Source organism: Agromyces bauzanensis (assembly GCF_014645655.1).
Lineage (GTDB): Bacteria > Actinomycetota > Actinomycetes > Actinomycetales > Microbacteriaceae > Agromyces > Agromyces bauzanensis.
The window spans coordinates 67577-91974 of record NZ_BMMD01000002.1; the positions used below are offsets into that span (position 1 = coordinate 67577).

The 24398-nt window shown below is 70.1% G+C and carries 28 protein-coding genes; 8 read left to right on the forward strand and 20 right to left on the reverse strand.

Annotated features, from left to right (window positions below; genetic code table 11):
- The first annotated feature begins 248 nt into the window (after positions 1-248).
- From IEX31_RS02585 to IEX31_RS02595, 3 genes are read left to right on the forward strand one after another with little or no spacing between them, the layout of a single operon-like run.
- Positions 249-731: an Lrp/AsnC family transcriptional regulator gene (locus IEX31_RS02585; protein ID WP_188741883.1), complete on the forward strand. Its 483-nt coding sequence runs from the start codon at positions 249-251 to the stop codon at positions 729-731.
- A gap of 28 nt (positions 732-759) precedes the next feature.
- Positions 760-2232, forward strand: coding sequence for an aspartate aminotransferase family protein (locus IEX31_RS02590; RefSeq protein ID WP_188741884.1), 1473 nt, complete (start codon positions 760-762; stop codon positions 2230-2232).
- Positions 2233-2240: 8 nt separating this feature from the next.
- Positions 2241-3683, forward strand: coding sequence for an NAD(P)/FAD-dependent oxidoreductase (locus tag IEX31_RS02595; protein WP_229662060.1), 1443 nt, complete (start codon positions 2241-2243; stop codon positions 3681-3683).
- On the opposite strand, the gene IEX31_RS02600 is transcribed toward IEX31_RS02595, so the two are convergent.
- Together IEX31_RS02600 and IEX31_RS02605 are read right to left on the reverse strand one after the other, a co-directional pair.
- Positions 3670-4899: a DUF4192 family protein gene (locus tag IEX31_RS02600; protein WP_188741886.1), complete on the reverse strand. Its 1230-nt coding sequence runs from the start codon at positions 4897-4899 to the stop codon at positions 3670-3672. The genes IEX31_RS02595 and IEX31_RS02600 overlap by 14 nt on opposite strands.
- Before the next feature lie 96 nt (positions 4900-4995).
- Positions 4996-5964 (reverse strand): aldo/keto reductase, encoded by a 969-nt coding sequence (locus tag IEX31_RS02605; protein WP_188741887.1) that lies wholly within the window; start codon positions 5962-5964, stop codon positions 4996-4998.
- 142 nt (positions 5965-6106) lie between these two features.
- Here IEX31_RS02605 and IEX31_RS02610 point away from each other — a divergent pair, with 142 nt between their 5' ends.
- Positions 6107-6598, forward strand: coding sequence for a methylated-DNA--[protein]-cysteine S-methyltransferase (locus tag IEX31_RS02610; protein ID WP_188741888.1), 492 nt, complete (start codon positions 6107-6109; stop codon positions 6596-6598).
- A 5-nt stretch (positions 6599-6603) separates the two neighbouring features.
- Positions 6604-7203: a DNA-3-methyladenine glycosylase I gene (locus tag IEX31_RS02615; protein WP_188742110.1), complete on the forward strand. Its 600-nt coding sequence runs from the start codon at positions 6604-6606 to the stop codon at positions 7201-7203.
- 20 nt (positions 7204-7223) lie between these two features.
- Here the strand turns inward: IEX31_RS02615 and IEX31_RS02620 are convergent, their stop codons facing one another.
- The 13 genes from IEX31_RS02620 to IEX31_RS02680 all read right to left on the reverse strand — a co-directional run bounded on the left by IEX31_RS02620 (position 7224) and on the right by IEX31_RS02680 (position 18217).
- Complete coding sequence (locus tag IEX31_RS02620; RefSeq protein WP_188741889.1) at positions 7224-7985, reverse strand: YaaA family protein; 762 nt, start codon at positions 7983-7985, stop codon at positions 7224-7226.
- Positions 7986-8558, reverse strand: coding sequence for a P-loop nucleotide/nucleoside kinase family protein (locus tag IEX31_RS02625; RefSeq protein ID WP_188741890.1), 573 nt, complete (start codon positions 8556-8558; stop codon positions 7986-7988). It abuts the gene before it with no gap.
- A 10-nt stretch (positions 8559-8568) separates the two neighbouring features.
- Positions 8569-8829, reverse strand: coding sequence for a F0F1 ATP synthase subunit epsilon (locus tag IEX31_RS02630; RefSeq protein WP_188741891.1), 261 nt, complete (start codon positions 8827-8829; stop codon positions 8569-8571).
- Positions 8830-8831: 2 nt separating this feature from the next.
- Positions 8832-10292 carry a F0F1 ATP synthase subunit beta gene (atpD, locus tag IEX31_RS02635; protein ID WP_188741892.1) on the reverse strand — a complete coding sequence of 487 codons (1461 nt, stop codon included), beginning with the start codon at positions 10290-10292 and terminating at the stop codon, positions 8832-8834.
- 20 nt (positions 10293-10312) lie between these two features.
- Positions 10313-11209, reverse strand: coding sequence for a F0F1 ATP synthase subunit gamma (locus tag IEX31_RS02640; RefSeq protein ID WP_188741893.1), 897 nt, complete (start codon positions 11207-11209; stop codon positions 10313-10315).
- A gap of 42 nt (positions 11210-11251) precedes the next feature.
- Positions 11252-12892, reverse strand: a complete 1641-nt coding sequence (gene atpA / locus IEX31_RS02645) for a F0F1 ATP synthase subunit alpha (protein WP_188741894.1) — start codon at positions 12890-12892, stop codon at positions 11252-11254.
- Positions 12893-12988: 96 nt separating this feature from the next.
- Complete coding sequence (locus IEX31_RS02650) at positions 12989-13783, reverse strand: F0F1 ATP synthase subunit delta (protein WP_188741895.1); 795 nt, start codon at positions 13781-13783, stop codon at positions 12989-12991.
- A 3-nt stretch (positions 13784-13786) separates the two neighbouring features.
- A complete protein-coding gene (locus IEX31_RS02655; protein WP_188741896.1) occupies positions 13787-14353 on the reverse strand; it encodes a F0F1 ATP synthase subunit B in 567 nt (188 codons plus the stop codon).
- A gap of 29 nt (positions 14354-14382) precedes the next feature.
- Complete coding sequence (gene atpE / locus IEX31_RS02660) at positions 14383-14619, reverse strand: ATP synthase F0 subunit C (protein WP_092670904.1); 237 nt, start codon at positions 14617-14619, stop codon at positions 14383-14385.
- 45 nt (positions 14620-14664) lie between these two features.
- Entirely contained in the window at positions 14665-15444 is a 780-nt protein-coding gene (atpB, locus tag IEX31_RS02665; protein WP_229662061.1) for a F0F1 ATP synthase subunit A, read from the reverse strand.
- Between the two features lie 181 nt (positions 15445-15625).
- Positions 15626-16102, reverse strand: coding sequence for a Cg1360 family ATP-synthase-associated protein (locus tag IEX31_RS02670; protein ID WP_188741898.1), 477 nt, complete (start codon positions 16100-16102; stop codon positions 15626-15628).
- Positions 16083-17411, reverse strand: a complete 1329-nt coding sequence (locus IEX31_RS02675; RefSeq protein ID WP_188741899.1) for an MraY family glycosyltransferase — start codon at positions 17409-17411, stop codon at positions 16083-16085. Before IEX31_RS02675 ends, IEX31_RS02670 begins: the two co-directional genes overlap by 20 nt.
- On the reverse strand, positions 17408-18217 hold the full coding sequence (locus IEX31_RS02680; RefSeq protein ID WP_188741900.1) for an L-threonylcarbamoyladenylate synthase: 810 nt from the start codon (positions 18215-18217) through the stop codon (positions 17408-17410). The genes IEX31_RS02675 and IEX31_RS02680 overlap by 4 nt, the downstream gene beginning before the upstream one ends.
- Positions 18218-18259: 42 nt before the next feature.
- Between IEX31_RS02680 and IEX31_RS02685 the strand changes: the two genes are divergently transcribed.
- Complete coding sequence (locus IEX31_RS02685; RefSeq protein WP_188741901.1) at positions 18260-18901, forward strand: HAD-IA family hydrolase; 642 nt, start codon at positions 18260-18262, stop codon at positions 18899-18901.
- Positions 18902-18953: 52 nt separating this feature from the next.
- On the opposite strand, the gene IEX31_RS02690 is transcribed toward IEX31_RS02685, so the two are convergent.
- The 3 genes from IEX31_RS02690 to prmC are packed head-to-tail and all read right to left on the reverse strand — an operon-like array spanning position 18954 to position 20381.
- On the reverse strand, positions 18954-19346 hold the full coding sequence (locus IEX31_RS02690; RefSeq protein ID WP_229662062.1) for an ABC transporter permease: 393 nt from the start codon (positions 19344-19346) through the stop codon (positions 18954-18956).
- Complete coding sequence (locus IEX31_RS19215) at positions 19343-19474, reverse strand: hypothetical protein (protein WP_268236942.1); 132 nt, start codon at positions 19472-19474, stop codon at positions 19343-19345. The genes IEX31_RS02690 and IEX31_RS19215 overlap by 4 nt, the downstream gene beginning before the upstream one ends.
- Positions 19475-19508: 34 nt before the next feature.
- On the reverse strand, positions 19509-20381 hold the full coding sequence (gene prmC, locus IEX31_RS02695) for a peptide chain release factor N(5)-glutamine methyltransferase (RefSeq protein ID WP_188742111.1): 873 nt from the start codon (positions 20379-20381) through the stop codon (positions 19509-19511).
- Positions 20382-20485: 104 nt separating this feature from the next.
- Between prmC and cysK the strand changes: the two genes are divergently transcribed.
- Together cysK and epsC are read left to right on the forward strand one after the other, a co-directional pair.
- The gene (gene cysK, locus IEX31_RS02700) at positions 20486-21421 is read left to right on the forward strand and encodes a cysteine synthase A (protein ID WP_188741902.1); all 936 of its coding nucleotides are present in this window, start codon (positions 20486-20488) and stop codon (positions 21419-21421) included.
- Between the two features lie 4 nt (positions 21422-21425).
- Positions 21426-22004, forward strand: a complete 579-nt coding sequence (gene epsC / locus IEX31_RS02705) for a serine O-acetyltransferase EpsC (RefSeq protein WP_229662063.1) — start codon at positions 21426-21428, stop codon at positions 22002-22004.
- A gap of 167 nt (positions 22005-22171) precedes the next feature.
- On the opposite strand, the gene IEX31_RS02710 is transcribed toward epsC, so the two are convergent.
- Complete coding sequence (locus tag IEX31_RS02710) at positions 22172-23131, reverse strand: hypothetical protein (RefSeq protein ID WP_188741904.1); 960 nt, start codon at positions 23129-23131, stop codon at positions 22172-22174.
- 190 nt (positions 23132-23321) lie between these two features.
- Positions 23322-24398 (reverse strand): peptide chain release factor 1, encoded by a 1077-nt coding sequence (gene prfA, locus IEX31_RS02715; RefSeq protein ID WP_188741905.1) that lies wholly within the window; start codon positions 24396-24398, stop codon positions 23322-23324.

The window sequence follows — 24398 nt, forward strand, 5'->3', positions numbered from 1 at the left end:
CGACGTACTCGCCGCCGACGAAGCTCCGGAGTGGTGCGGTGCCCATGCAGATACGTCCTCTGGTCGTCGAGACTCGGACGCGCCGGACGCGCCGGACGCGCCGGTCGCGGCACGGCCCGCGGCGCCGTGGGCCCATGGTAGCCCGTATTCGTGGTATGGCGAGGACTGAGATGTGGAATCAGTTGTCAGGGAGGCAGGATTCGACTGATTCACTTGCATGCGGCATCCGCCACTGTCACAATCGACGAATGACGAACACAGCCCGCTCGGCTTCGCCGCGCCCGGTGACCCTCGACGACGTGTCGAAGGCGATCATCGAGCAGTTGCAGGCCGACGGGCGCCGGTCGTACGCCGACATCGGCAAGGCGGTCGGGCTGAGCGAGGCGGCCGTGCGGCAGCGCGTCCAGCGGCTCACCGAGTCGGGCGTGATGCAGATCGTCGCCGTGACCGACCCGATGCAGCTCGGGTTCACCCGGCAGGCGATGATCGGCATCCGCGCGGGCGGCGACACGCGAGAGCTCGCCGAGCGTCTCTCCGAGATCGCCGAGATCGACTACGTCGTGCTCACGGCCGGCAGTTTCGACCTGCTCGCCGAGGTCGTATGCGAGAACGACGAGGAGCTCATCGACCTCCTCAACTCGCGCATCCGGGGCCTGCCCGGCGTGCTGAGCACCGAGACGTTCGTCTACCTGAAGCTGCAGAAGCAGTTCTACAACTGGGGCACCCGCTGAGCGGGCACCCCGCCAAAGGAGGACAGCAATGACCACCCTCGACTCGGCGACGAATGCCGGGACCACCGGCTACGATGACGCCGCGCTGCAGCAGAAGGCGAAGGACCACCTCTGGATGCACTTCGCACGCCAGTCGACGATGGAGACGTCCGGGGTTCCCATCATCACGCGCGGCGTCGGCCATCACATCTACGACATCCACGGCCGGGAGTACATCGACGGGCTCTCGGGCCTCTTCGTGGTGAACGCGGGACACGGACGCCGCCGACTCGCCGAGGCGGCGGCGAAGCAGGCCGAGCAGCTCGCCTTCTTCCCGATCTGGTCGTACGCCCACCCGTCGGCCATCGAACTCGCCGACCGTCTCGCCGGCTACGCCCCCGGCGACCTGAACCACGTCTTCTTCTCGACCGGCGGGGGCGAGGCCGTCGAGACGGCGTTCAAGCTCGCCAAGTACTACTGGAAGCTCAAGGGCCGGCCGACGAAGCACAAGGTCATCTCGAGGGCGGTCGCCTATCACGGCACACCGCAGGGCGCCCTCGCCATCACGGGCATCCCGGCGATGAAGGAGATGTTCGAACCGGTCACCCCCGGCGGCTTCCGCGTGCCAAACACGAACTTCTACCGTGCGGCCGACGTCGGCGCGCCGTCCGACGACGTGGAGGCGTTCGGCATCTGGGCCGCGAATCGCATCGAGGAGATGATCCTCTTCGAAGGCCCCGAGACGATCGCGGCGGTCTTCCTGGAGCCCGTGCAGAACTCGGGCGGATGCTTCCCGCCGCCCCCCGGCTACTTCCGGCGCGTGCGCGAGATCTGCGACCAGTACGACGTGCTGCTCGTCGCCGACGAGGTGATCACGGGCTTCGGCCGCATCGGGAACATGTTCGCCTCGACCACCTACGGGTTCCAGCCCGACATGATCACGTGCGCCAAGGGGATGACCTCGGGGTACTCCCCGATCGGCGCGACGATCATCTCGGAGCGGATCTACGAGCCGTTCAAGACCGGCACGACGTCGTTCTACCACGGCTACACCTTCGGTGGGCACCCGGTGTCGGCTGCGGTGGCGCTCGAGAATCTCGACATCTTCGAGGAGGAGGGCCTCAACGAGCGCGTCCGTGAGAACTCGCCGCTGTTCCGTGCCGAGCTCCAGAAGCTGCTCGACATCCCGATCGTCGGCGACGTGCGCGGCGACGGCTACTTCTTCGGCATCGAGCTCGTGAAGGACAAGGCGACCCGGGAGACCTTCAACGACGAGGAGTCGGAGCACCTGCTCCGGGGCTTCCTGTCGAAGGCGCTGTACGACGCCGGCCTCTACTGCCGCGCGGACGACCGCGGAGACCCCGTGATCCAGCTCGCCCCGCCGCTCACGATCGGCGAGCCCGAGTTCCAGGAGATCGAGCAGATCCTGCGCGGCGTGCTCACCGAGGCCACGAACCGTGCGGCCGACTTCCGAGGCCACGAGCACGGCGGAGAGCACCTCCTCGTTCCCGCACGCGTCTGATGGCGGGAGTGCGGCAGCCTGCGCCCACGGATGCGTCGCAGGCGTCGTACCGGCGGGCGAGCTTCTGGTTCGACGACCTCGTGGTCTCGGGGCGCGACCACCTCGCGCCCCGGGCCCCGTTGACGGCCGACGCGCGGTTCGACGTCTGCGTCGTCGGCGGCGGGCTGACCGGGCTCTGGACGGCGTACGAACTCGCGAAGGCCGACCCGTCGCTCCGGATCGCCGTGCTCGAGCGCGAGATCGCCGGGTTCGGCGCCTCCGGCCGGAACGGCGGGTGGTGCTCGGCGCTCTTCCCGCGATCGGCGGCCTCCCTCGAGCGCGAACATGGATTCGACGAGGCCGTCGCGATGCGCCGCGCCATGATCGACACGGTCGACGAGGTCGGCCGCGTCGCCGAGGCCGAGGGCATCGACTGCGACTACGAGCGGGGCGGCACGGTGGTGTTCGCCCGCACCGGGGTGCAGCGCCGCTCCGCACAGGCCGACGTCGACGAGGCGCGCCGGTTCGAGGTCGACCGAACCGAGTACTGGGACGGGCGCACGGTCGCGGCGAGGTTCACCGTGACCGGGGCGGACGACGGCGATCCGGGCGCGACGTTCGACCCGGCGTGCGCGCGCGTGCACCCGGCGAAGCTGGTGCGCGGCCTCGCGAATGTCGTCGAGTCGCTCGGCGTCGCGATCTTCGAGCGCACCGAGGTCGTCGACTGGGCGGCCGGTCGGGTTCGGTTCCGCGGCGTCGACGGCGGCGAAGAGCGCACGGCGTGGGCCCGTCACGTCATCGTCGCGCTCGAGGGATACGGCTCACGGCTGCCGCGGGTGCGCCGACACGTCCTCCCGCTCTACTCCCTCATGATCGCCACCGGGCCGCTCCCCGACGAGGTCTGGGAGGAGATCGGCATCGAGCACGGCCACACCTTCAGCGACTACCGCCACCTGCTCGTCTACGGGCAGCGCACCGCCGACAACCGCTTCGCGTTCGGCGGGCGCGGGGCCCGGTACCACTGGGGCAGCGCGGTCGATCCCGCATTCGAACGCGTCGAGCGGGTGTTCGAGCACCTGCACCACGCCCTGCGCGAGCTCTTCCCCGCCGCCCGCGACACCCGCATCACGCACCGCTGGGGCGGACCGCTCGGCGTCGCGCGCGACTGGCACGCCACTGCGAGCTACAATCCGAGCACGGGCGTGGGCTCCGCGGGCGGCTACGTGGGCGACGGGTTGTCGACGACGAACCTCGCCGGCCGCACGCTCGCCGACCTCGTGCTCGGCCGGGACACCCCGCTCACCCGGTTGCCGTGGGCGAACCATCGCTCGCCCCTCTGGGAACCGGAGCCGCTGCGCTTCGCAGGCGCGAACCTCGGGATCCTCGGCATGCGGGCGGCCGATCTCGAGGAGCAGATCACGCGCCGGCCGTCGGTCGCGGCGCGACTGATCGCACCGCTCACGGGTCACTGACCTCCTCCGTGGGCGCGGCGTCGCCGGCCCGCGCGCCGTCGGCGAACGCCCACTCGGGGATGGCGCCGGTGCCGAGATACGCGGCGAGGAGTCCAGCCATCGTGTGGGATGGATCGATCTCGAGGGCGCGATCGACGAGGGCTCCGGCGGCCGATCCCCGTCCGAGCGTCCAGGCGAGCCATCCCGCCATGCACAGCGGCCCTGGCCGACGATGCTCGGGCGCGTGGGCGAGGGCGTGCCGGAGCACCGCGATCGCACGCTCCACCCGCTCGGGGGCGGGTCGTGACGTGCTCTGCCCGAGCAGGAGCCGGGCGAGGAGGCTGCCGACGGTCTCGGGGCCCCGCTCGGAGTGCTCCCTCGCGACGAGCTCGCTCACGCGCTCACCGTTCTCCGCCGCCCTGACGTTCGTATCCACCGCGTCGTCGAGCGCCAGCTCGCCGATTGCCCGCCCGAACGCGAACTGCAGCATCATGGCGTCCCGGAAGGCCGGCTGGCCCGCGAGGTGGACCAACCACGCCATCGCGTCGGCATCACTCGTGCCGGGCTCGGCCCCCAGGAGCGCCTCCACGAGTTCGACCGGATCGACGACAGCTCCGAGAGCCTCCAGCAGCCGCTCGAGCTCGCGCGACCGTCGCCGCCCGCCGAAGGCGTCGATCCGGTCGTCGGCGTCGCAGACGTCGAGCAGGTGCGCCACCCGGGCGGCGAGGTCGGGGTCCGGCTGGGGCAGCGTCGCGAGGCCCGCGGCGCCGGCGGGATCGGGCACGGGGCATCCGGGGTCCGAGGCGGCATGGCTGGACGCGATCAGGTCGAGCGGATGCCCCTGCGCCGGCGTCTCGGGATCGAGCGCGGAGCCCCAGCCGTCGGTCGCCACGCAGAGCGCGTCGCGGACGAGGAACCCGGCCTCCTCGGCTCGCGCCACGACGAGCTCGAGGAGCGCGCGCTCAGGCATGGCACCGCGACGGGCGAAGGTCGCCTCCGTGTAGACGATCGGGACGATCGCGTCCACGCCCGCCATCCGGCAGACGGTGCCGACCGCGGCGGAGGCCACGGCGTCGCGATCGCGGGCGCGCCTGGGCAGGTCGTATCGGAGCACCCCCAGGCTGCGAGTGCCGCGGAAGGCGACGCAGACGAGGGATCGCGTCGGCGTGTAGCCCGTGAGGGCCGGAACGATGGCCAGGAAGTCGTGCGCCGCCTCGGCGCGGATGATGGTCGTCATGCCGACAGCGTGCGGCTGCGGCATCCATTCGTCCCTGACCGCGACGTCGGGGTACGACGTTCCGGCCGCCTCCCTCGCTGTCGAGGACGAGTCGGGTCAGCGCCCGCCGAAGATCTCGGAGATCTCCGCCACCTGGGCGGCGGTCGGCTGCCAGGCCGCGCCCGCGGCGGCGTTCTGGCGGATCTGCGCGGACGTCGTGGCGCCCGCGATGACGCTCGTGAGCGCGGGCTGGGCGAGCATCCAGCCGAAGGTCGCCTCGAGCATCGTGAGGCCGCGGTCCGACGCCCACGCGCGGTAGCGGTCGAGTTCGTCCCACGGCGCATGCTCCACCAAGTGGGGCCGCTGCCGCATGATCCGCGTGTCGGCCGGGCGCTCGTCGCGGCGGAACTTGCCGGTCAGCAGGCCGTTCTGCAACGGGAAGTACGGCAGGAACCCGACGCCGAAGCGCCGCGCGGCGGGCAGGACCTCGGCCTCGGCGCCGCGGGCGAGCAGGCTGTACTCGTTCTGCGCCGAGATGAATCGCGCGGTCCCGAGCTCGCGTGCGACGAGATCGGCCTCGGCCAGCTGCCAGCCGACCAGGTTGGAGTGGCCGAGGTAGCGGACCTTGCCCTCGCGCACGAGGTCGTCGAGCGCGGCGAGCGTCTCGTCGATGGGGGTGCCGGGATCGGGCGTGTGGAGCTGGTAGAGGTCGATCCAGTCGGTCTGCAGCCGGCGCAGCGACCCCTCGACCGCCAGCCGGATGTATCGCCTCGAGCCGCCCGCACCCCACGACGGCAGTGGCGACGGAATCGTCGAGTGCCCGAACTTCGTCGCGATGACGACCTCGGCGCGGCGGCCGCGCAGCGCGCTGCCGAGCAGTGCCTCGCTCAGCCCGTACTCGCGACCGTACACGTCAGCGGTGTCGATGAGCGTGACGCCCGACTCGAGTGCCGCGGTGACGACCGCGTCGGTGCCCGCCCGGGTCTCGGTGGCCGTGCCCGCGCGGCCGAAGTTGTTGCCGCCGAGCCCGACCGCCGAGACTCGGAGGCCGGAGCGGCCGAGGGGACGGTATTCCAGTCCGGTCATTTCCCCAGCCTATGCGGCGGCGGGGCCGGCCGCGCGACGTCTCCGCGAGCCCACTCGTCCTCCGCAGCAGCCGATCCCGCGCGCGTTCCGCGATGTCCGATTCCCGCGAGTCGATGTCGGATGCCGCGGCTACCCTCGAAGTATGACCACCGTGTTCCTCACCCGCCTCGACAGCCCCATCGGGCGCCTCGAGCTCGTCGGCGACGAGGTCGCCGTCACCGCCCTCACGATCGAGCGCGACGGCGTGCTCCCCCACGACGGGGAGCCCGAGCGCTCGAACGACGTCCTCGACGCCGCGTGCGAGCAGCTCGTCGAGTACTTCGCCGGCACCCGCACCGAGTTCGATGTGCCGGTGCGACTCGTCGGCACACCGTTCCAACGGGCGGTCTGGGGCGAGCTCGAGCGGCTCGGCTGGGGCGAGGCCACCTCCTACGGAGCGCTCGCCGCGGCGGTCGGCAGGCCCGGCTCGGCCCGCGCGATCGGCGGCGCCGTCGGCGCGAACCCGGTGCCGATCATCGTCGGGTGCCATCGGGTGCTCGCATCCGACGGGCGAATCACCGGCTACTCGGGCGGCGAGGGCATCCCCACGAAGCTCTGGCTCCTCGGCCACGAGCGCATCGGCTTCGCCGCGTGAGCGTGGTGCCGCGCGCCGAGCTCGTCGAGGGCGAAGACGGACTGCTCCGCTGCGCCTGGGGAGCGAGCGATCCAGAGTACCGTCGCTACCACGACGAGGAGTGGGGCACACCGCAGCACGACCCGGTGCGGCTGTTCGAGAAGGTCTGCCTCGAGGGGTTCCAGGCCGGCCTGTCATGGATCACGATCCTGCGGCGGCGCCCCGCCTTCCGCGAGCTCTTCCACGGGTTCGATGTCGAACGCGTCGCGGCCATGACCGAGGCCGACGTCGAGCGCCTGCTCGGCGACCCGCGCATCATCCGGCACCGCGGTAAGATCGAGGCGACCATCCAGAACGCGCGCGCGACGCTCGCCCTCAACGAGCCGCTCACCGGGTTCCTGTGGAGCTTCGCGCCTGCGCCCCGAGCGTCATCGCCGGGGTCCTTCGCGGAGGTGCCCGCGGTGACACCCGAGTCGACGGCGATGAGCACGGCGCTCCGCAAGCGGGGCTTCCGCTTCGTCGGACCGACCACCATGTACGCGCTCATGCAGGCCGCGGGCATGGTCGACGATCACCTCGCCGGCTGTCACCGGGCGCGGAGCGCGACGATCACCGGCGTGGACTGAGGCAACGGCGCGGCGCGCGCTCAGGCGACGAGCTCGAGCTCGTGGGGTGCGCCGCCCGACGACTCCGACAGGAGTTCGAACGTGAACCCCGCGGTCGTGGCCCAGTCGACGAGCTCGTCGAGCGATGCGACGTCGGGCCGCGATTCGAGGAGGGCGCGCGTGAAGCGGCCCTTTGCCTGCTTGTTGAAGTGGTTCGGAGCACGCCGTCGACCGTCGGCGCCCTCCGCCACGACGCGCACGAACGCACTGTTCGCGCGGGCGGGCGCGGGTCCGAGCTCGGCGTATCCTTCCGAGCGCAGATCGACGATCACGCCCCGGTGCGCGGCGAGTCGCGATGCGATCGCGTCCCGCCAGTGGCTACGGAGCGACAGTCCCGGCAGGTGCGAGTCGTGCGACAACCGGTATGCCGGAATCGCATCGAGCGCACCGACGGGGCCGAACAGCGCCGAGTGCACCATCACCGTGTCGGCTGCGAACGACCGCGACGGTTCGTCGAGCGAGCCTGCGTCGAGCGCGTCGAACAGCACGCCCGTGTACCGGTCGATCGCCGCCATCGTGGGCGCCTCGCGCAGTGCTCGGTTTCGCTCCACCTCGAACGTGAGGCGCGGCCCGAGCCGCAGTGCGTGCATCATCGCGTCGGCGTCCGCGGCCAAGGCCGCGAGACGTTCGACGAGCTCCACGCGCAGGGCGGAGAATCCGGGAAACGCGAGCGTCGCGATGTCGAGCGGCGCACCCTCACCGCCGTCGCGCTTGGTCTCCGACGGTGGCAGCAGCAGGAGCATCTACGCCGCGATGAACGCGAGCGCGGCGTCGACGTTCGATCCGAGCGAACCGACACTGTCGATCGTCACGCGCGGCAGTGCCGAACTCGGCCCCGACCACGCCGCGTAGCCCTCGAGGCTCTGTTCCACGGCACGCCACGTCGTCTCGTCGAGATGCGGCAGACCGCGCTCGCGCTTCTCCAGGCGGTCCCGATGCAGTCGCTCGTCGGAGCAGACCACCTCGATGACGCGCAGTCGCACATCGGTGCGGTCGGCCAGATCGCGCCACTGCAGGCGCGCCGCCTCCGCGGCGTTCACGGCGTCGACGATCACGGTGCGACCGGATTCCAGCTCCTTCTCCGCGATCTGTTCGGCGACGAGGTAGGCCGCGAGGCCCGTCGGCTGGTCGGCGTCGATCCCGGCGCGCAGGATCGCCGACTCGATGGGATCGACCGACACGACGGTCGCACCGAGGCGGGCACCGACGATCTCCGCGATCGTCGACTTTCCCGCGCCCGGCAGACCCGCCATGACGACGAGCTGGGTGACGCTCAGGTCACCGAATTGGCGGTCGATCGGCTGCTCCCCCGGCATCCGAACCTCCTCAGGCGAGTTCCGCGCGTGAGGCGACCACTTGGACCGCGTCGGCATGCACGGAGAGGAACCCGTCCTCCGCGCTGGCCGTGATCTTCTCACCGCCGGGCAGCGTGACGCGCACCTCGCCGCCGGCGAGGATTGCAAGCATCGGCTCGTGACCCGGCAGGATGCCTATCTCGCCTTCGACGGTGCGTGCCACGACCATGGCCGCCTCGCCCGACCAGACTTCCCGGTCGGCCGAGACGACACTCACGTTGAGGGCGGCCATGCTCAGCCGTTCTCCTTCTGGATCTGAGCCCACTTCTCCTCGACGTCGGAGATCGGTCCGACGTTGAAGAAGGCCTGCTCGGCCACGTGGTCGAAGTCGCCGCGGGCGATCGCGTCGAACGACTCGATGGTGTCCTTCAGCGGCACCGTGGACCCCTCGACACCCGTGAACTTCTTGGCCATGTACGTGTTCTGTGAGAGGAACTGCTGGATGCGGCGCGCACGCGACACCGTGATCTTGTCCTCCTCGGAGAGCTCGTCGACACCGAGGATCGCGATGATCTCCTGCAGCTCCTTGTTCTTCTGGAGGATCTGCTTGACCGTGGTCGCGACGCGGTAGTGGTCCTCGCCCAGGTACCGGGGGTCGAGGATCCGCGACGTCGAGGTCAGCGGGTCCACGGCCGGGTAGAGACCCTTCGACGCGATCTCACGCGAGAGCTCGGTTGTCGCGTCGAGGTGCGCGAAGGTCGTCGCCGGCGCCGGGTCGGTGTAGTCGTCGGCCGGCACGTAGATCGCCTGCAGCGAGGTGATCGAGTGACCGCGCGTCGACGTGATGCGCTCCTGCAGGATGCCCATCTCGTCGGCGAGGTTCGGCTGGTACCCCACGGCGGAGGGCATGCGGCCGAGGAGCGTCGACACCTCGGAGCCGGCCTGCGTGAAGCGGAAGATGTTGTCGATGAAGAGCAGCACGTCCTGCCCCTGCACGTCGCGGAAGTACTCCGCCATCGTCAGGGCCGACAACGCGACGCGAAGACGCGTGCCCGGCGGCTCGTCCATCTGGCCGAAGACGAGGGCCGTCTTGTCGAAGACGCCCGCCTCCTCCATCTCGTGGATGAGGTCGTTGCCCTCACGCGTGCGCTCGCCGACTCCGGCGAACACCGACACGCCACCGTGATCCTGCGCCACGCGCTGGATCATCTCCTGGATGAGAACGGTCTTGCCGACGCCCGCACCGCCGAACAGGCCGATCTTGCCGCCCTGCACGTAGGGGGTGAGGAGGTCGATGACCTTGATCCCGGTCTCGAAGAGCTGCGTCTTCGACTCGAGCTGGTCGAAGGCCGGCGGCCTGCGGTGGATCGGCCAGCGCTCGGTGATCTCGAACTGCTCGCCCGGCTCGGCGTTCAGCACCTCGCCGATGACGTTGAAGACCTTGCCCTTGGTGACGTCGCCGACCGGAACCGAGATCGCGGCACCGGTGTCGCGGACCTCCTGGCCGCGCACGAGGCCGTCGGTCGGCTTCAGGGCGATCGCACGAACGAGGTCGTCGCCCAGGTGCTGCGCGACCTCGAGCGTGATCTCGTTGGACTCGTCACCGATCGTGATCGTGGTCTTCAGGGCGTTGTAGATCTCGGGAATCGAGTCGTGCGGGAACTCGATGTCGACGACGGGGCCGGTGACGCGGGCGATGCGGCCGACGGCGCCCGCGGTCGACTCAGCGACCGGCGCGGTTGCGGTGTCAGTCATTCTGCTCTCTCTTTTCTGGATTACTCTGCGGCGGCGAGCGCGTCGGCGCCGCCCACGATCTCGGAGATCTGCTGCGTGATCTCGGCCTGCCGCGCGTTGTTGGCGAGGCGGGTGTAGTCGATGATGAGCTTGTCGGCGTTGTCGCTCGCCGACTTCATCGCCTTCTGCGTCGCCGCATGCTTGGCGGCCGCCGACTGCAGGAGGGCGTTGAAGATGCGGCTCTCGATGTACACCGGAAGCAGCGAGTCGAGCACGGTCTCGACGTCGGGCTCGAACTCGTAGAGCGGCTGCACCGTGGCATCCGGCTCCTCGACGCCCTCGACGACCTCGAGGGGCAGCAGGCGAACGACCTCTGGGGTCTGCGTCATCATGCTCACGAACCGGTTGTAGACGATGTGGATCTCGTCCACGCCGCCGTCGCTCGCGTCACGCAGGAACGCCTCGAGCACGACGTCGGAGATCTCCTTCGCGAGCTCGAACTCGGGGTTCTCGGAGCTGCCGGTCCACTGCTGCTCGGAGGCCCGCCGGCGGAACTGGAAGTACCCCACTGCCTTGCGCCCGACGAGGAAGTACACGACCTCCTTGCCCTGCGAGCGGAGCAGCTCGCTGAGCTCCTCCGCCTCGCGCAGCACCTGCGAGTTGAACGCACCGGCGAGGCCCCGGTCGGACGTGAGGATCACCACGGCGGCGCGCTCGATCGTCTCGGGCTCGGTGGTGAGCACGTGGTCGACGTTCGAGTAGGTCGCGACCGCAGAGACGGCGCGCGTGATGGCACGCGAGTACGGCGTCGAAGCCTTCACCCGCGCCTGCGCCTTCTGGATGCGCGACGCGGCGATGAGCTCCATCGCCTTGGTGATCTTCTTCGTCGTCTGGGCAGACTTGATCTTCTGCCGGTAGACCCGAAGTTGCGCTCCCATTTCTCTCCTGTATCCCTAGAGTCCGATCGACGGCCGAATCGCCTAGCGGCGAGACTTGACGATCTTCTCCTGGTTGACGTCCTCGACGGCGATCGCCTCGAACTGCTCCGACCCGACCGACGCGAGGGGCTTGCCCTCACCCGTCTGGAACTCGAGCTTGAACTTGTCCACCTCTGCCTCGAGCGTGGCGACGTTCTCGTCCGAGAGGACGTTGGTATCACGCAGCTCGGTCAGCAGCGTGGTGTTGCGGCCCAGGTAGTCGAGGAACTCGCGCTCAAAGCGGAGGATGTCCTCGACCGGGACCTCGTCGAGCTTGCCGTTGGTGCCGGCCCAGATCGAGACGACCTGCTCCTCGACGGGGTACGGCGAGTACTGCGGCTGCTTGAGCAGCTCGGTCAGGCGCGCACCGCGGGCGAGCTGGCGACGGCTCGCCGCGTCGAGGTCGGAGGCGAACATCGCGAAGGCCTCGAGCGAGCGATACTGTGCGAGCTCGAGCTTGAGCGTGCCCGAGACCTTCTTGATGGACTTGACCTGCGCGTCACCGCCGACTCGGGAGACCGAGATGCCGACATCGACCGCGGGACGCTGGTTGGCATTGAAGAGGTCGGACTGCAGGAAGATCTGGCCGTCGGTGATCGAGATGACGTTGGTCGGGATGTACGCCGAGACGTCGTTGGCCTTGGTCTCGATGATCGGAAGGCCGGTCATCGAGCCCGCGCCGAGCTCGTCGGAGAGCTTCGCGCAACGCTCGAGCAGGCGCGAGTGCAGGTAGAACACGTCACCGGGGTACGCCTCGCGGCCCGGCGGGCGACGGAGCAGCAGCGACACGGCGCGGTACGCCTCAGCCTGCTTCGACAGGTCGTCGAAGATGATGAGGACGTGCTTGCCGGCGTACATCCAGTGCTGGCCGATGGCCGAGCCCGTGTACGGGGCGATGTACTTCAAGCCGGCCGGGTCGGACGCGGGGGCCGCGACGATGGTCGTGTACTCCATGGCGCCGGCGTCCTCGAGGGCGCCCTTCACGCCGGCGATCGTCGAGCCCTTCTGGCCGATCGCGACGTAGATGCAGCGCACCTGCTTCTCGGGGTCACCCGACTCCCAGTTGGCCTTCTGGTTGATGATCGTGTCGATCGCGATGGCCGTCTTGCCCGTCTGGCGGTCGCCGATGATCAGCTGGCGCTGGCCGCGGCCGATCGGGATCATCGCGTCGATGGCCTTGATGCCGGTCTGCAGCGGCTGGTGCACCGACTTGCGCTGCATGACGCCGGGCGCCTGCAGCTCGAGGGCGCGGCGGCCCTCGATGCCGGTGATCTCGCCGAGGCCGTCGATGGGGGTGCCGAGCGGGTCGACGACGCGACCGAGGTAGCCCTCGCCGACGGGTGCCGAGAGGACCTCGCCCGTGCGGGTCACCTCCATGCCCTCCTCGATGCCGGTGAACTCACCGAGCACGACGACGCCGATCTCGTCCTCCTCGAGGTTCAGCGCGAGGCCGAGCGTGCCGTCGGCGAAGCGCACGAGCTCGTTCGCCATCACGGAGGGCAGGCCCTCGACGTGGGCGATGCCGTCCGCGGCGTCGGTGACGTATCCGACCTCGGTCTTCTGGGCCGCGCCAGGCTCGTAGTCCCGGGCGAACGCCGAGAGAGCCGAACGGATCTCGTCGGGGCTGATGGAGAGTTCTGCCATTGCCATTTCCTTCTCTGCGGGCCAGGCCCTTTTCTGTACTGGTTGTACAGCTACTGGTGTGTCGCGGCGCGGGACGCCGGTCGTGTTCCTCCGGCGTCAGCCGGCAAGCTTCTGCCTCAGCGAGCCGAGGCGGCTGGCGACGGAGCCGTCGATGACGTCGTCGCCGATCTGCACGCGAACCCCGCCGAGCACGCCGGGATCGACGATGGCGTCGAATCGGATGCGTCGGCCGGCCTGCGCCGAGAGGGTCTGCTCGAGACGCGAGAGCTGGGCGTCGGTGAGCGGTGCGGCGGTCGTGACCGTGGCGACGTCGAAGCCGCGCTGGTCGGCGACGATGGATGCCGCGCTCCGCAGCATCTCGCCGATCCGACGCCCTCGGGGATCCTGCACGAGGTGCCGCACGATCACGACCGTGGCCGGCGACGCCTTCCCACCGAGCAGACGATCGACCACCGCGGCCTTGGCCGCGGGCGAGCCGAGCTTCGAACCGATCGCGAGCTCGAGCTCGGAGTCGGCGGCCACGGTGCGCTCGAAGGAGAAGAGCTCGGCGTCGATGTCGACACCCTCCCCTGCGGCGTCCGCGGCCAGCCGGAACCCGAGTTCCTCGAGCCCGGCGAGGAAATCGGACGCGCTCGACCAGCGGCCCGAGGCGACGCTGACCAGCAGCGACGCCGCATCGGCCGAGATCCTGGCGCCGAAGACCGCCTCGACGAGCGCGCGCTTCCGCGCGACATCCGCCTCGTTGTCGGTGAGCGCGGTGCGCAACTGCGACGTCGCCCCGATGACGCGGCCCGCGGCGAGGAGGTCCTCGGCGACCGGCAGTGCGGCACTGCCGAGCGACGCGAGCGCCGCCCGTGCGTGGGCCAGGGCCTCTCTCGTAGCGCTACCCATGGATTACTTCTTCCCTCCGGCGGTGGCCTCGGATGCCTCGAGGTCGGCGAGGAAGCGATCGACCACGGCCTTCGCCTTCTGGTCGTCGGAGAGCGACTCCCCGATCACGCCCGACGCGAGGTCGATCGCGATCGTGCCGACCTCGGAACGCAGTGACACGAGGGCCGACTGGCGCTCGGCCTCGATCTGCGCCTGCGCGCTCGCGGCGACACGGGCGGCCTCGCTCACGGCCTGATCCTTGGCTTCCGCGACGATCTTCCTGCCGTCCTCGCGGGCGCTCTCGCGGATACGACCGGCCTCGGTGCGCGCGTCGGCGAGCTGGGCGGTGTACTCCTCGAGTGCCGCCTCCGCCTTGCGCTGCGCCTCGTCGGCCTTCGCGATGTTGCCCTCGATCGCCTCGGCACGCTCGTCGAGCAGCTTCTGGACGCGCGGGAGCACGTATCTCCAGAAGAAGACGAGGATGATGACGAAGCAGACCGCCGACCAGACGATGTCGTACAGTTCCGGAAGGATCGGGTTCGGGGTCGCCTCCTGGCCCTCCTCAGCAGCCCTGAGTACTGCGTGAAGCACGGTGGCCTCCTAACTCGCTGCGATGGGGACTAGGACGTGAAGATGAAGTACGTGGCGATGCCGATGAAGGCGAGCGCCTCGGTGAAGGCGATGCCGATCCACATCAGGACCTGGAGGCGGCCGGCGAGCTCGGGCTGGCGGGCGACACCCTCGATCGTCTTGCCGACGACGATGCCCACGCCGATGGCCGGGCCGATCGCCGCGAGGCCGTAACCGACGGTCGCGATGTTGCCGTTGATCTCAGCGAGAACGGTAGTTGCGTCCACGTTGGGTTTTCCTTTCCTCGGGATGTTCTGGGCGGGTGCCCGGGCTCAGTGCTCTTCTGCGACCGCGAGCTGGATGTAGACCGCGGTGAGGAGTGCGAAGACGTATGCCTGCAGGACGGCGACGAGGATCTCGAAGAGCGTGAAGATGAGGCCGAAGGCCAGGCTCCCGACGCCGAGGAGAGTCCACCATCCGCCGAGCTGGACGACGAAGAACTGCGTCGCGGCGAAGAAGAGCACGAGCAGGAGGTGCCCGACGATCATGTTCATCATGAGTCGCAGGGTGAGCGTGATGGGACGGATGATGAAGGTCGAGATGAACTCGATCGGCGTGACGATGATGTACACGGGCCACGGCACGCCCGCCGGGAAGAGGGAGTTCTTGAAGAAGTTCTTCGGACTCTTCTTGACGCCCGCGTAGATGAACGCGACGTAGGCGACGATCGCGAGCACGAGCGGCACGCCGATCACCGAGGTGCCCGCGACGTTCAGGAGCGGGATCACGCCCGTGAGGTTCATGAACAGCACCATGAAGAAGATGGTGGTGAGCAGGGGCAGGAACCGCTTGCCGTCCGTCTTGCCGAGCAGGTCGTCGGCGATGTTCACGCGCACCAGGTCGAGGCCCATCTCGACGAGGCTCTGGAATCGACCGGGCACGACGCGCATGTGACGCGTGCCGAGCCAGAACACGAGGATGAGGGCGGCGACCGCGACGAAGCGGACGAGCTGGATGCGGTTGATCTCGAATGCCGTGCCCTCGAAGAGCAGGGGGCCCGGGAAGAACTCGAGGATCGACGGCCCGTGGAACTCACCATCGTCGGTGGACATCGGTACCAGCAGGTTCAGGGCGTTAGCTAGCAGCGCTATCTCCTGTTTCGGGGCGTGGAGCTCGGCTCTCGCGTCGACGAACATCGGAAACGGAATCCGCACATGCCGGAGCAGGGCGGAAACCGTGGGGGATCTCCATCACTCTAGCAAGACTTCTACAAGCAGACGAATTCGTCCGGCCCTAATCGTCGCGCGGAGCCTTGGGCAGTTCCACGTCGCTCGCGTACGACAGTCGCGACCTCGCGACGACCAGCACGTCGACGACGAGCGACGCGATGACGCCCGCCACGAGGCTCAGGAACAGCACGGTCGGATTCAGCCAGTCGGCGTCGCGAAGCAGCACGACGAGCGCGATGAAGACGATGAACTTGAGGAGCCACCCGCCGAGCACGATGCCGAAGAATGCGCCCACGAAGAGGTCGCTCGAGGCGAACCGGTTGGCGAACAGGATGCTCGCCGCCGTGATGCCCATGAACACGACCGCCATGAGCGTTCCGACGAGTGCGCTCACGAGGCCCTCGGTGCCCGCGAACACCAGCCCGAGGATGCCGCTCACGACGAGCACGACGCCCGCGAGCACGACGCCCCACGCGAGCGCACGGCGCAGCACGGGATTGGACGTGGGCGTGCGGTCGGATTCAGGACGAGGGTCGGTCATGGTGCTCCAGTTCGAGGTCGCCCGATTCTAGCCGCCCCTGCACCTCCGCAGCGGGGTGCCCCGTGCGTGCGGGGTCGTCGAGGACGTCGACGTGGTGCACGGGGATGGGGCCGGTCTCGAGCTCGTCGTACACCGAGGGCTCCGCGGCGACGGGCTCGGCCTCGGCGGCCACGGTCAGGCGCTTGCGGCGTCCGAGCGGGGCGAGGGTGAACGCGGCGCTCGCCACGAAGCCGACGCCGAGGAAGACGAAGCCCCAGATGGCGTCGATGCCGAAGTACAGCGGGAAGACGTAGGTGAGGAGGCATCCGATCGACGCGACCGCGGTCCACGCGTAGAAGATGAGCACCGCGTTCAGGTGCGAGTGGCCCATGTCGAGCAGACGGTGGTGCAGGTGCTTGCGGTCGGCGGCGAACGGCGACTTGCCCGCCCGCAGGCGGCGGATCACGGCGAGGCCGAAGTCGAGTAGCGGGATGATGAGCACCGCGAACGGCAGGATGATCGGGATGAAGGCGGCGAACAGCTCCTCGAGGCCGACCGAGCCCGGGTTGATCTGGCCCGTCACCGAGATCGCCGACGTGGCCATGAGCAGGCCGACGAGCAGCGCGCCCGCGTCGCCCATGAACAGCTTGGCCGGATGCCAGTTGAGCGGCAGGAAACCGGCGAGCGCACCGACCAGCACGACCGCGATGAGCGACGCGAGGTTGAAGTAGTTGAGCGGCGAGGTCTGCTGCACGAGCAGGTACGTGTAGAGGAAGAAGACGCCGTTCGCGATGAGGGCGACCCCGGCGACCAGCCCGTCGAGCCCGTCGATGAAGTTGATGGCGTTCATCACGAGCACGATCGTGAAGACCGTGATGGTGGCGCTCATCCACGACGAGCCGACCGTGATGCCCCCGATCGGCAGCGAGACGATCGACACGCCCTGCCAGGCGATGAGGCCCGCGGCGATGAACTGGCCGGCGAGCTTCGTGGTCCAGTCGAGATCCCAGATGTCGTCGGCGACGCCGATGAGCACGATGAGGAGCGCAGCCCCGAGGATCGAGACCACCTGGGCCGGGTTCTGGAAGATGATCGAGATGTTCGAGAACCGCGTGGAGCCCAGCGACGAGACGAACGCGGCCGCCGCGAACGCCGCGAGGATGCCGATGAACATCGCGATGCCGCCCAGCCGGGGCGTCGGCCGGGTGTGCACGTCGCGCTCGCGGATCTTCGGGTACAACCGGTACTTGAGGCTGAGCTTCCACACCAGCACCGAGCCGCCGAAGCTCACGAGCGCGGCCACGAGGGCGAGCGCGAGGAAGAGGGTCATGAGGCGGCGGCATCCGCTTCGTCGGAGGCTGCGGGTGCGGGCTCGTCGGCCGTATCGGTCGTCGCGGCATCGGATGTCGCCGGCTCGGGCTCCTCGGCGTCGGGTGCCGTCCCCGCCTGCGCCAGGAGCTCGTCGCCCACGACCGCCGCGATGCGCTCACGGGAGATGACACCCGCCCGCACGATGCGCAGCACTCCCCCGTCGGCGGCGAGGCCCGTGGCGTCCACGATCGTGGAGGACGTGTCGCCCGCCCGCTCGCCGATCGGGTCGTAGCCGATGCCCGCCGGGCCGCCGTCGAGGTACACGGTCACGGCGTCGCCGAGCATGGCCTCCGCTTCGGCCGCCGTGCCGGCCGAGGGCTCCCCCGATCGGTTGGCGCTCGACACGGCGAGCGGGCCGGTCTCGGAGAGCAGTTCGAGGGCTATGGGGTTGGCCGGCATGCGGAGCGCGACGGTGCCCCGCGTCTCGCCGAGGTCCCAGCGGAGCGACGGCTGCGCGTGCAGGATGACCGTGAGGCCGCCGGGCCAGAACTCCGCGACGAGCCGGCGCACGGGCTCGGGCACGTCGCTCGCCAGCGCGTCGAGCGTGGGGATGCCCGGGATGAGCACGGGAGGCGGCGAGGTGCGCTCGCGGCCCTTCGCCTCGAGCAGGCGCGCCACGGCCGCGGGCGCGAACGCGTCGGCGGCGACACCGTAGACCGTGTCGGTCGGGATCACCACGAGTTCGCCGCGCCCGATGGCCCCGCGGGCGAGCCGCATTCCGGCGAGCAGCTGTGAGTCGACCGAACAGTCGTAGATGGCAGTCATGACCGCTCGATTCTAGACCCCCGGCCTTGGCATACTCGGGTCATGGCCGCGCTCCTGTTCCTGTTCGATTTCGACAAGACGCTGTACGCGTACGACTTCCGCAGGCGACTGCCGCGGCTCGCCGAACTCACGGGCATCAGCCAGTACGCACTCGCCAAGCGCTGGTGGGAGGAGGGCTTCGAGGCCGCCGCGGAGGCGGGCGAGTATCCCTCGACCGAGGAGTACCTCGCGGCCTTCAACGAGGCGACCGACGGGCGGCTCACGGCCGACGGATGGCGCGAGGCCCGGCGGGCGGCGATGACGCCGATCTCCGAGTCGATCGCGGCGCTGCGACGCGCCGCCGAGCTCGGCACCGTGTCGCTCCTCTCGAACAACCCCATCATCTTCCGCGACTCGCTGCCCGAGCTCGCGCCCGAGGTCGCAGGCCTCCTCGGCGAGAACGACCTCGTCTCGGCGGTGCTGGGCGCGCGAAAGCCCGAGGCGCGCATCTACACGCGCGCCCTGAGCCGGTACGGCATCCCTGCCGAGGACGCCATGTTCGTCGACGACTCGGGGGCGAACGTGCGGGGCGCCGAGGCGGTCGGCATCACGGCGTTCCAGCTCCTCGAGGTCGACGACGGCTACAACACGGGCGCCCTCGTCGAGGCGATCGAGGCGTTCGCCGGCGACCGCGGCGTCGGGTGAACCACGGATGCCGGGAGCCCGTGCGGCCCGCGGCATCCGACCCGACTCCGGTTCAGCGACGGCCCGCCTTTCGACGGAACAGCCACGCCCCCCAGACGACGGAGACCGCGATGATGGCGACGCACCACCCGATCGCCCACCAGGCGGAGTCGCCGAGCGGGGCGTCCATGAGGAGGGCCCGGATCGTCTCGATGACCGGAGTGATGGGCTGGCACTCGGCGATCGGCTGCAGCCATTCGGGCATCGTCTCGACGGGGACGACGCCGCGCACCGCGACCCACTCGAGCGGCGTCGCGACCGGCCGGAAGCCCACGAGGAGCGCGACCGCGATCACCACGGCGGTCGCGACGAGGTTGCGTGCGAGGCTCGCCACGACGTGTCCGGTGAGCACCGCGCCGCTGCGGATCGGCATGGTGCGGAACCGGTCGATGATGCCCGTGGTCATGTCGCGGGAGACCGAGACGGCCGTGGAGAGGCGCCGAAGCCCGCGCAGAGCAGGACGATGCCCGGCACCACGTAGTCGACGTAGCCGCCCGAGGGGTCGATCGCGTTGCCGAAGATCCACGTGAACATGAGGCGGAACGTCAGAAGTAGCGGATGCCGCGCGTCAGCGCACCGCGGTCGTCGCCCGGTCGCGGCCGGTGAGGTCGCGGTGGTGCGCGACGGCACGCCAGCCGTCGGCGGTCAGGATCGCGGCGATCGGCGCCGGCTGGGTCTCCGCGTGCTCGATCACGAGCACGCCGCCGGGATGCAGCAGCTCGAGCGCGCGCTTCGAGAGCACGCGCACGACGTCGAGCCCGTCGGCGCCGCCATAGAGTGCCGTCTCGGGGTCGTGCAGGCGCACCTCGGCGTCGCGCGGGATCTCCGCGGCGGGCACGTACGGCGGGTTCGAGATCACCACGGCGGCGCGGCCGTCGAGTTCGGGCAGCGCGGTCGCGAGATCGCCGAATACGAGCTCGAGGTTCGGCGCCCCGACCTCGTCCACGTTCCGGCGGGTCCACGGGAACGCCTCGGGCGAGTTCTCCACCGCCCAGACCCGTGCGTGCGGTACCTCCGTGGCCATCGCGAGCGCGATGGCGCCGCTGCCGCTGCCGAGGTCGATCGCGATGGGCTCGGGCTCCGTCGCGACACGCAACGCATCGATCGCGAGCTGGGTGACCTGCTCGGTCTCCGGCCGAGGCACGAACACGCCGGGGCCGACCGCGAGCTCCAGGGAGCGGAACGGCGCTCGCCCCGTGAGGTGCTGGAGCGGCTCGCGCCGCACGCGGCGCTCGACGAGGGGCTCGAGCGTCGCGGCATCCGCCTCGGAGAACCGCCCGCCCATCACGAGCCTCGCCTGCACGCCGCCGCGGGAGAGGCCGAGCACGTGCCCGATCAGCAGCTCGGTGTCCACCACGGGATCCGGCACGCCGGCCGCCGCCAATCGTGCCACCGTCTCGTCGCGCACCAGGCGCAGGTCGAGTGCGCCCGGCTGCGGCATCCGTTCATCCACGCAATGGAATGTAACGCACCGTGCCCTCCAGCACCCGCCCCGTAGGCTGGAGCCCGGCGACCCGCCGTCGCCCGCACCCGAGAGGAAGCACCATGGCCAAGGTCTTCGACAACATCACGCAGATCTTCGGAGGCACGCCGCTCGTCCGGCTGAACCGGGTGACCGACGGGGCCGCGGGCGAGGTGCTCGCGAAGCTCGAGTTCTACAACCCGTCGGCGAGCGTGAAGGACCGCCTCGGCGTCGCCATCGTCGACGCCGCCGAGGCCTCGGGCGAGCTGCAGCCCGGCGGCACGATCGTCGAGGCGACGAGCGGGAACACCGGCATCGCGCTCGCCATGATCGGCGCGGCACGCGGCTACCGCGTGATCATCGCGATGCCCGAGACCATGAGCCGCGAGCGCCGGGGCCTCCTCCGCGCGTACGGCGCCGAGCTCGTGCTCACGCCCGGCGGCGAGGGCATGAAGGGCGCCGTCGCCCGTGCCGAGCAGATCGTCGCCGACACGCCCGGCGCGGTGCTCGCGAAGCAGTTCGACAACCCGGCCAACGTCGAGATCCACCGGCGCACCACGGCCGAGGAGGTCTGGAACGACACCGACGGCGGCGTCGACGTGTTCGTCGCCGGCATCGGCACCGGCGGCACCGTCTCTGGCGTCGGCCAGGTGCTCAAGGAGCGCAAGCCCGAGGTGCGGATCGTGGGCGTCGAGCCCGCAGAATCGCCGATCCTCAACGGCGGGCAGCCGGGGCCGCACAAGATCCAGGGCATCGGCGCGAACTTCGTGCCGTCGATCCTCGACCGCGGGGTCTACGACGGGATCGTCGACGTGAACATCGACCAGGCCGTCGCGATGGCGCGCCGGCTCGGGGTCGAGGAGGGCATCCTTGGCGGCATCTCGTCGGGTGCGACGGTGCACGCCGCCGTCGAGCTCGCCAAGCGCCCCGAGAACGCCGGCAAGACCATCGTCGTGATCATCGCGAGCTACGGCGAGCGCTACCTGTCGACGGTGCTGTACGAGGGTCTGCTTGACTGATCGGGTGCCGATTCTCAGAACGCTCAGGGAAGACCTCGCGACCGCCCGCTCCCACGACCCGGCCGCGCGCAGCGATCTCGAGGTCTTCCTCGCGTATTCGGGCCTGCACGCCATCTGGTCGTACCGCCTCGCGCACCGCATGTGGCGCGCCGACTTCCGGCTGCCCGCCCGGCTGCTCTCGCAGTTCGTCCGCTTCCTCACGGGAATCGAGATCCACCCCGGCGCGACCATCGGCCGGCGCTTCTTCATCGACCACGGCATGGGCGTCGTCGTCGGCGAGACCTCCGTCGTGGGCGACGACGTGATGCTGTATCACGGCGTCACCCTCGGCGGGAAGGCGCCGCGGAACACGCCGCCCGGTACGAAGCGGCATCCCACCCTCGAGGACGGCGTCACCGTCGGCGCCGGCGCAAAGATCCTCGGCGACATCGTCATCGGTGCGTGGAGCGCGGTCGGCGCGAACGCCGTCGTGACGCGCCACGCGCCCCCGCACTCGCTCCTCGTGGGCGTGCCCGCGAGCGTCCGACCGCTCTCCCACGCCACGGTGGACGCGGCCCGCGGCGTGCACGACTGGCACATCTGAGCCGCGCTCGCGCTCGCGCGGGCTCCGACTCCGCGCTCCGCCGGCGTTCCGGCCGGCGGGCCACTTCAGCCTCCGCGCCACTTCCGCGTGCTCTGCGCCACGTCAACTGGCGCGATCGGTGCGCAAATGGCGCAGCGACGCGGGCGGGCGGGCGCCGCGAGCACGTGTCAGCGCACACGCGGGAGGCCTGCTTGGAGCAGGATGTCGCGGAGCGGGCCGGACTTCCACGCCTCCGCCCAGTCCCATCGCGCGCAGGCCCAGCTCGTCGCCGCTCGCACCTCGTTCTCGCGCGCCTTCTCGTCGCGAACGATCTCGGCGGCGAATCTGGTATCGCCGCTCCGGCGCGCGTTGCCCAGGTACTTGCCGTCGCCGTCCGCCTCGCCCCAGACTCCGTACTCGGGCCAGGCGAAGTCGAGGAACGCGAGCGATCGACTGCGGGGACGCCACACGGACCGCTGCAACTCGGGCTGGGGGAAGCCCAGCTCGTCGATACGGACTCGGCTGAGCGTCTCGAGCGGCGTCTCGGCGAGATGGGTCGCCCGATCGAGGACGACCCCGACCCTGCGACTGCCCGGAAACGGAAGCATCGCCACGAAGGCCTGCCGGAGTTCCTCGATCCTGCACTCCGCGCCGGCGTCGCCGAATCGCGGGCGGTACAACGCGGCATCCACCATCGCGAGCGCCGTGAGCAGCGGTCGCGTTCGCGCCACTTCGAGCAGGGTGTCGACCCGCGAAGTCGTCATGACGCCGTCAGCCATGCCGACATGGCCGCCACGCGGTCGAACGATCTCGAGCACGCCGTTCCGACGCCGACCGGAAGTGCGCCGTGCGAGCACGACGATCTCGTCGGGCACCCCGCCGACGACGGGCATCCCCAGGAGTACCGCCGCCGTGAAGCCGGCGAAGACCACGCCCGGCCGTTGGTGCGCGACCGCGAAAGCGCGGGCGCGATGCCGCTCGAGCGCCGGCAGCTCATCGAAGCCGGTCGGCACGTAGACACCGCGCCGCACCGCGACGAGCTCACCGGCGTCGCGCGCGGTCAGGAGCGACGCCGACATGCCGATCGACCGTGCGCGAGCCGACGGGATCAGGCCGCCTGCGCCGCGCGGGAGAGCGTCGAGGTCCATACACCCGAGCGTCGCAGGCCGGAGGCGTCGCCCCGAGGCATCCGCCCGCCACCACGACCTTCTCGGCGCGCTCGGCGGCTGTGGAGGACGAGTCGACTGATCGCAATTTGCGCCACTTCCGCGCCCTCTGCACCACCTCTAATGGCGCAGAGGGCGCCGAGGTGGCGCGGCGCACAGCGGACGACGGCGCTCACTCGTCGCCGAGCGCGGCGAGCCGGGCCTCCTCGTCGGCGTGGACGGCCGACTCGATGATCGGCTCGAGTGCGCCGTTCATGACCTGGTCGAGGTTGTACGCCTTGTAGCCCGTGCGGTGGTCGGCGATGCGGTTCTCGGGGAAGTTGTACGTGCGGATTCGCTCGGAGCGGTCCATCGAGCGGATCTGCGACTTGCGGGCATCGGATGCCGCGGCCGCCTGCTCCTCCTGCTGGCGCGCCAGCAGGCGTGCCCGGAGCACGCGCATGGCCGCCTCGCGGTTCTGCAGCTGCGACTTCTCGTTCTGCATCGACACCACGATGCCCGTGGGCAGGTGGGTGATGCGCACCGCCGAGTCGGTCGTGTTCACCGACTGGCCGCCGGGGCCGGAGGAGCGATACACGTCGATCTTGAGATCGTTCTGGTTGATGTCGACCTCTTCGGGCTCGTCGACCTCGGGGAAGACGAGCACGCCCGTCGTCGACGTGTGGATGCGACCCTGGGTCTCGGTGGCGGGCACGCGCTGCACTCGGTGCACGCCGCCCTCGTACTTCAGGTGCGCCCATACGCCCTGCGCCGGATCGGTGGAGTTGGCCTTGATGGCGACCTGGACGTCTTTGTACCCGCCGAGGTCGGACTCGTTCTGGTCGAGGAGCTCGACCTTCCAGCCCCTCGACTGCGCGTACTGCATGTACATGCGCAGCAGGTCGCCCGCGAAGAGAGCGCTCTCGGCGCCGCCCTCACCGCCCTTGATCTCCATGATGACGTCGCGGCCGTCGTCGGGGTCGCGCGGGATCAGGAGCCGTCGGAGCCGCTCCTGCGCCTGCCCGAGTCCCTCCTCGAGCGCGGGGATCTCCTCGGCGAACGCGTCGTCCTCCTTGGCGAGCTCCTTCGCGGCCGCGAGGTCGTCCTGCGCCTCGAGCCATGCCGTGTGGGCGTGCACGATCCGGCTGAGCTCGGCGTAGCGCCGGTTCACCTTCCTCGCGCGCGCGGCGTCGGCGTGCAGCGCCGGGTCGGCGAGCTGCTCCTGCAGCTGCGCGTGCTCGGCGACGAGCGCCTGGACCGAATCGAACAC

Bases quoted from the DNA above. Each gene is read 5' to 3' on its own strand.
- IEX31_RS02585 (WP_188741883.1), top strand. From the start codon at position 249: ATGACGAACACAGCCCGCTCGGCTTCGCCGCGCCCGGTGACCCTCGAC.
- atpA (WP_188741894.1), bottom strand. From the start codon at position 12,892: ATGGCAGAACTCTCCATCAGCCCCGACGAGATCCGTTCGGCTCTCTCG.
- IEX31_RS02680 (WP_188741900.1), bottom strand. From the start codon at position 18,217: ATGACTGCCATCTACGACTGTTCGGTCGACTCACAGCTGCTCGCCGGA.
- atpD (WP_188741892.1), bottom strand. From the start codon at position 10,292: ATGACTGACACCGCAACCGCGCCGGTCGCTGAGTCGACCGCGGGCGCC.
- IEX31_RS02675 (WP_188741899.1), bottom strand. From the start codon at position 17,411: ATGACCCTCTTCCTCGCGCTCGCCCTCGTGGCCGCGCTCGTGAGCTTC.
- IEX31_RS02590 (WP_188741884.1), top strand. From the start codon at position 760: ATGACCACCCTCGACTCGGCGACGAATGCCGGGACCACCGGCTACGAT.
- atpB (WP_229662061.1), bottom strand. From the start codon at position 15,444: ATGTCCACCGACGATGGTGAGTTCCACGGGCCGTCGATCCTCGAGTTC.
- IEX31_RS02625 (WP_188741890.1), bottom strand. From the start codon at position 8,558: ATGCCGGGGGAGCAGCCGATCGACCGCCAATTCGGTGACCTGAGCGTC.
- IEX31_RS02605 (WP_188741887.1), bottom strand. From the start codon at position 5,964: ATGACCGGACTGGAATACCGTCCCCTCGGCCGCTCCGGCCTCCGAGTC.
- IEX31_RS19215 (WP_268236942.1), bottom strand. From the start codon at position 19,474: ATGTTCACGTGGATCTTCGGCAACGCGATCGACCCCTCGGGCGGCTAC.
- IEX31_RS02650 (WP_188741895.1), bottom strand. From the start codon at position 13,783: ATGGGTAGCGCTACGAGAGAGGCCCTGGCCCACGCACGGGCGGCGCTC.
- IEX31_RS02640 (WP_188741893.1), bottom strand. From the start codon at position 11,209: ATGGGAGCGCAACTTCGGGTCTACCGGCAGAAGATCAAGTCTGCCCAG.
- IEX31_RS02690 (WP_229662062.1), bottom strand. From the start codon at position 19,346: ATGACCACGGGCATCATCGACCGGTTCCGCACCATGCCGATCCGCAGC.
- IEX31_RS02670 (WP_188741898.1), bottom strand. From the start codon at position 16,102: ATGACCGACCCTCGTCCTGAATCCGACCGCACGCCCACGTCCAATCCC.
- IEX31_RS02620 (WP_188741889.1), bottom strand. From the start codon at position 7,985: ATGCTCCTGCTGCTGCCACCGTCGGAGACCAAGCGCGACGGCGGTGAG.
- IEX31_RS02710 (WP_188741904.1), bottom strand. From the start codon at position 23,131: ATGGACCTCGACGCTCTCCCGCGCGGCGCAGGCGGCCTGATCCCGTCG.
- IEX31_RS02685 (WP_188741901.1), top strand. From the start codon at position 18,260: ATGGCCGCGCTCCTGTTCCTGTTCGATTTCGACAAGACGCTGTACGCG.
- IEX31_RS02600 (WP_188741886.1), bottom strand. From the start codon at position 4,899: ATGACGACCATCATCCGCGCCGAGGCGGCGCACGACTTCCTGGCCATC.
- cysK (WP_188741902.1), top strand. From the start codon at position 20,486: ATGGCCAAGGTCTTCGACAACATCACGCAGATCTTCGGAGGCACGCCG.
- prmC (WP_188742111.1), bottom strand. From the start codon at position 20,381: ATGCCGCAGCCGGGCGCACTCGACCTGCGCCTGGTGCGCGACGAGACG.
- IEX31_RS02630 (WP_188741891.1), bottom strand. From the start codon at position 8,829: ATGGCCGCCCTCAACGTGAGTGTCGTCTCGGCCGACCGGGAAGTCTGG.
- IEX31_RS02610 (WP_188741888.1), top strand. From the start codon at position 6,107: ATGACCACCGTGTTCCTCACCCGCCTCGACAGCCCCATCGGGCGCCTC.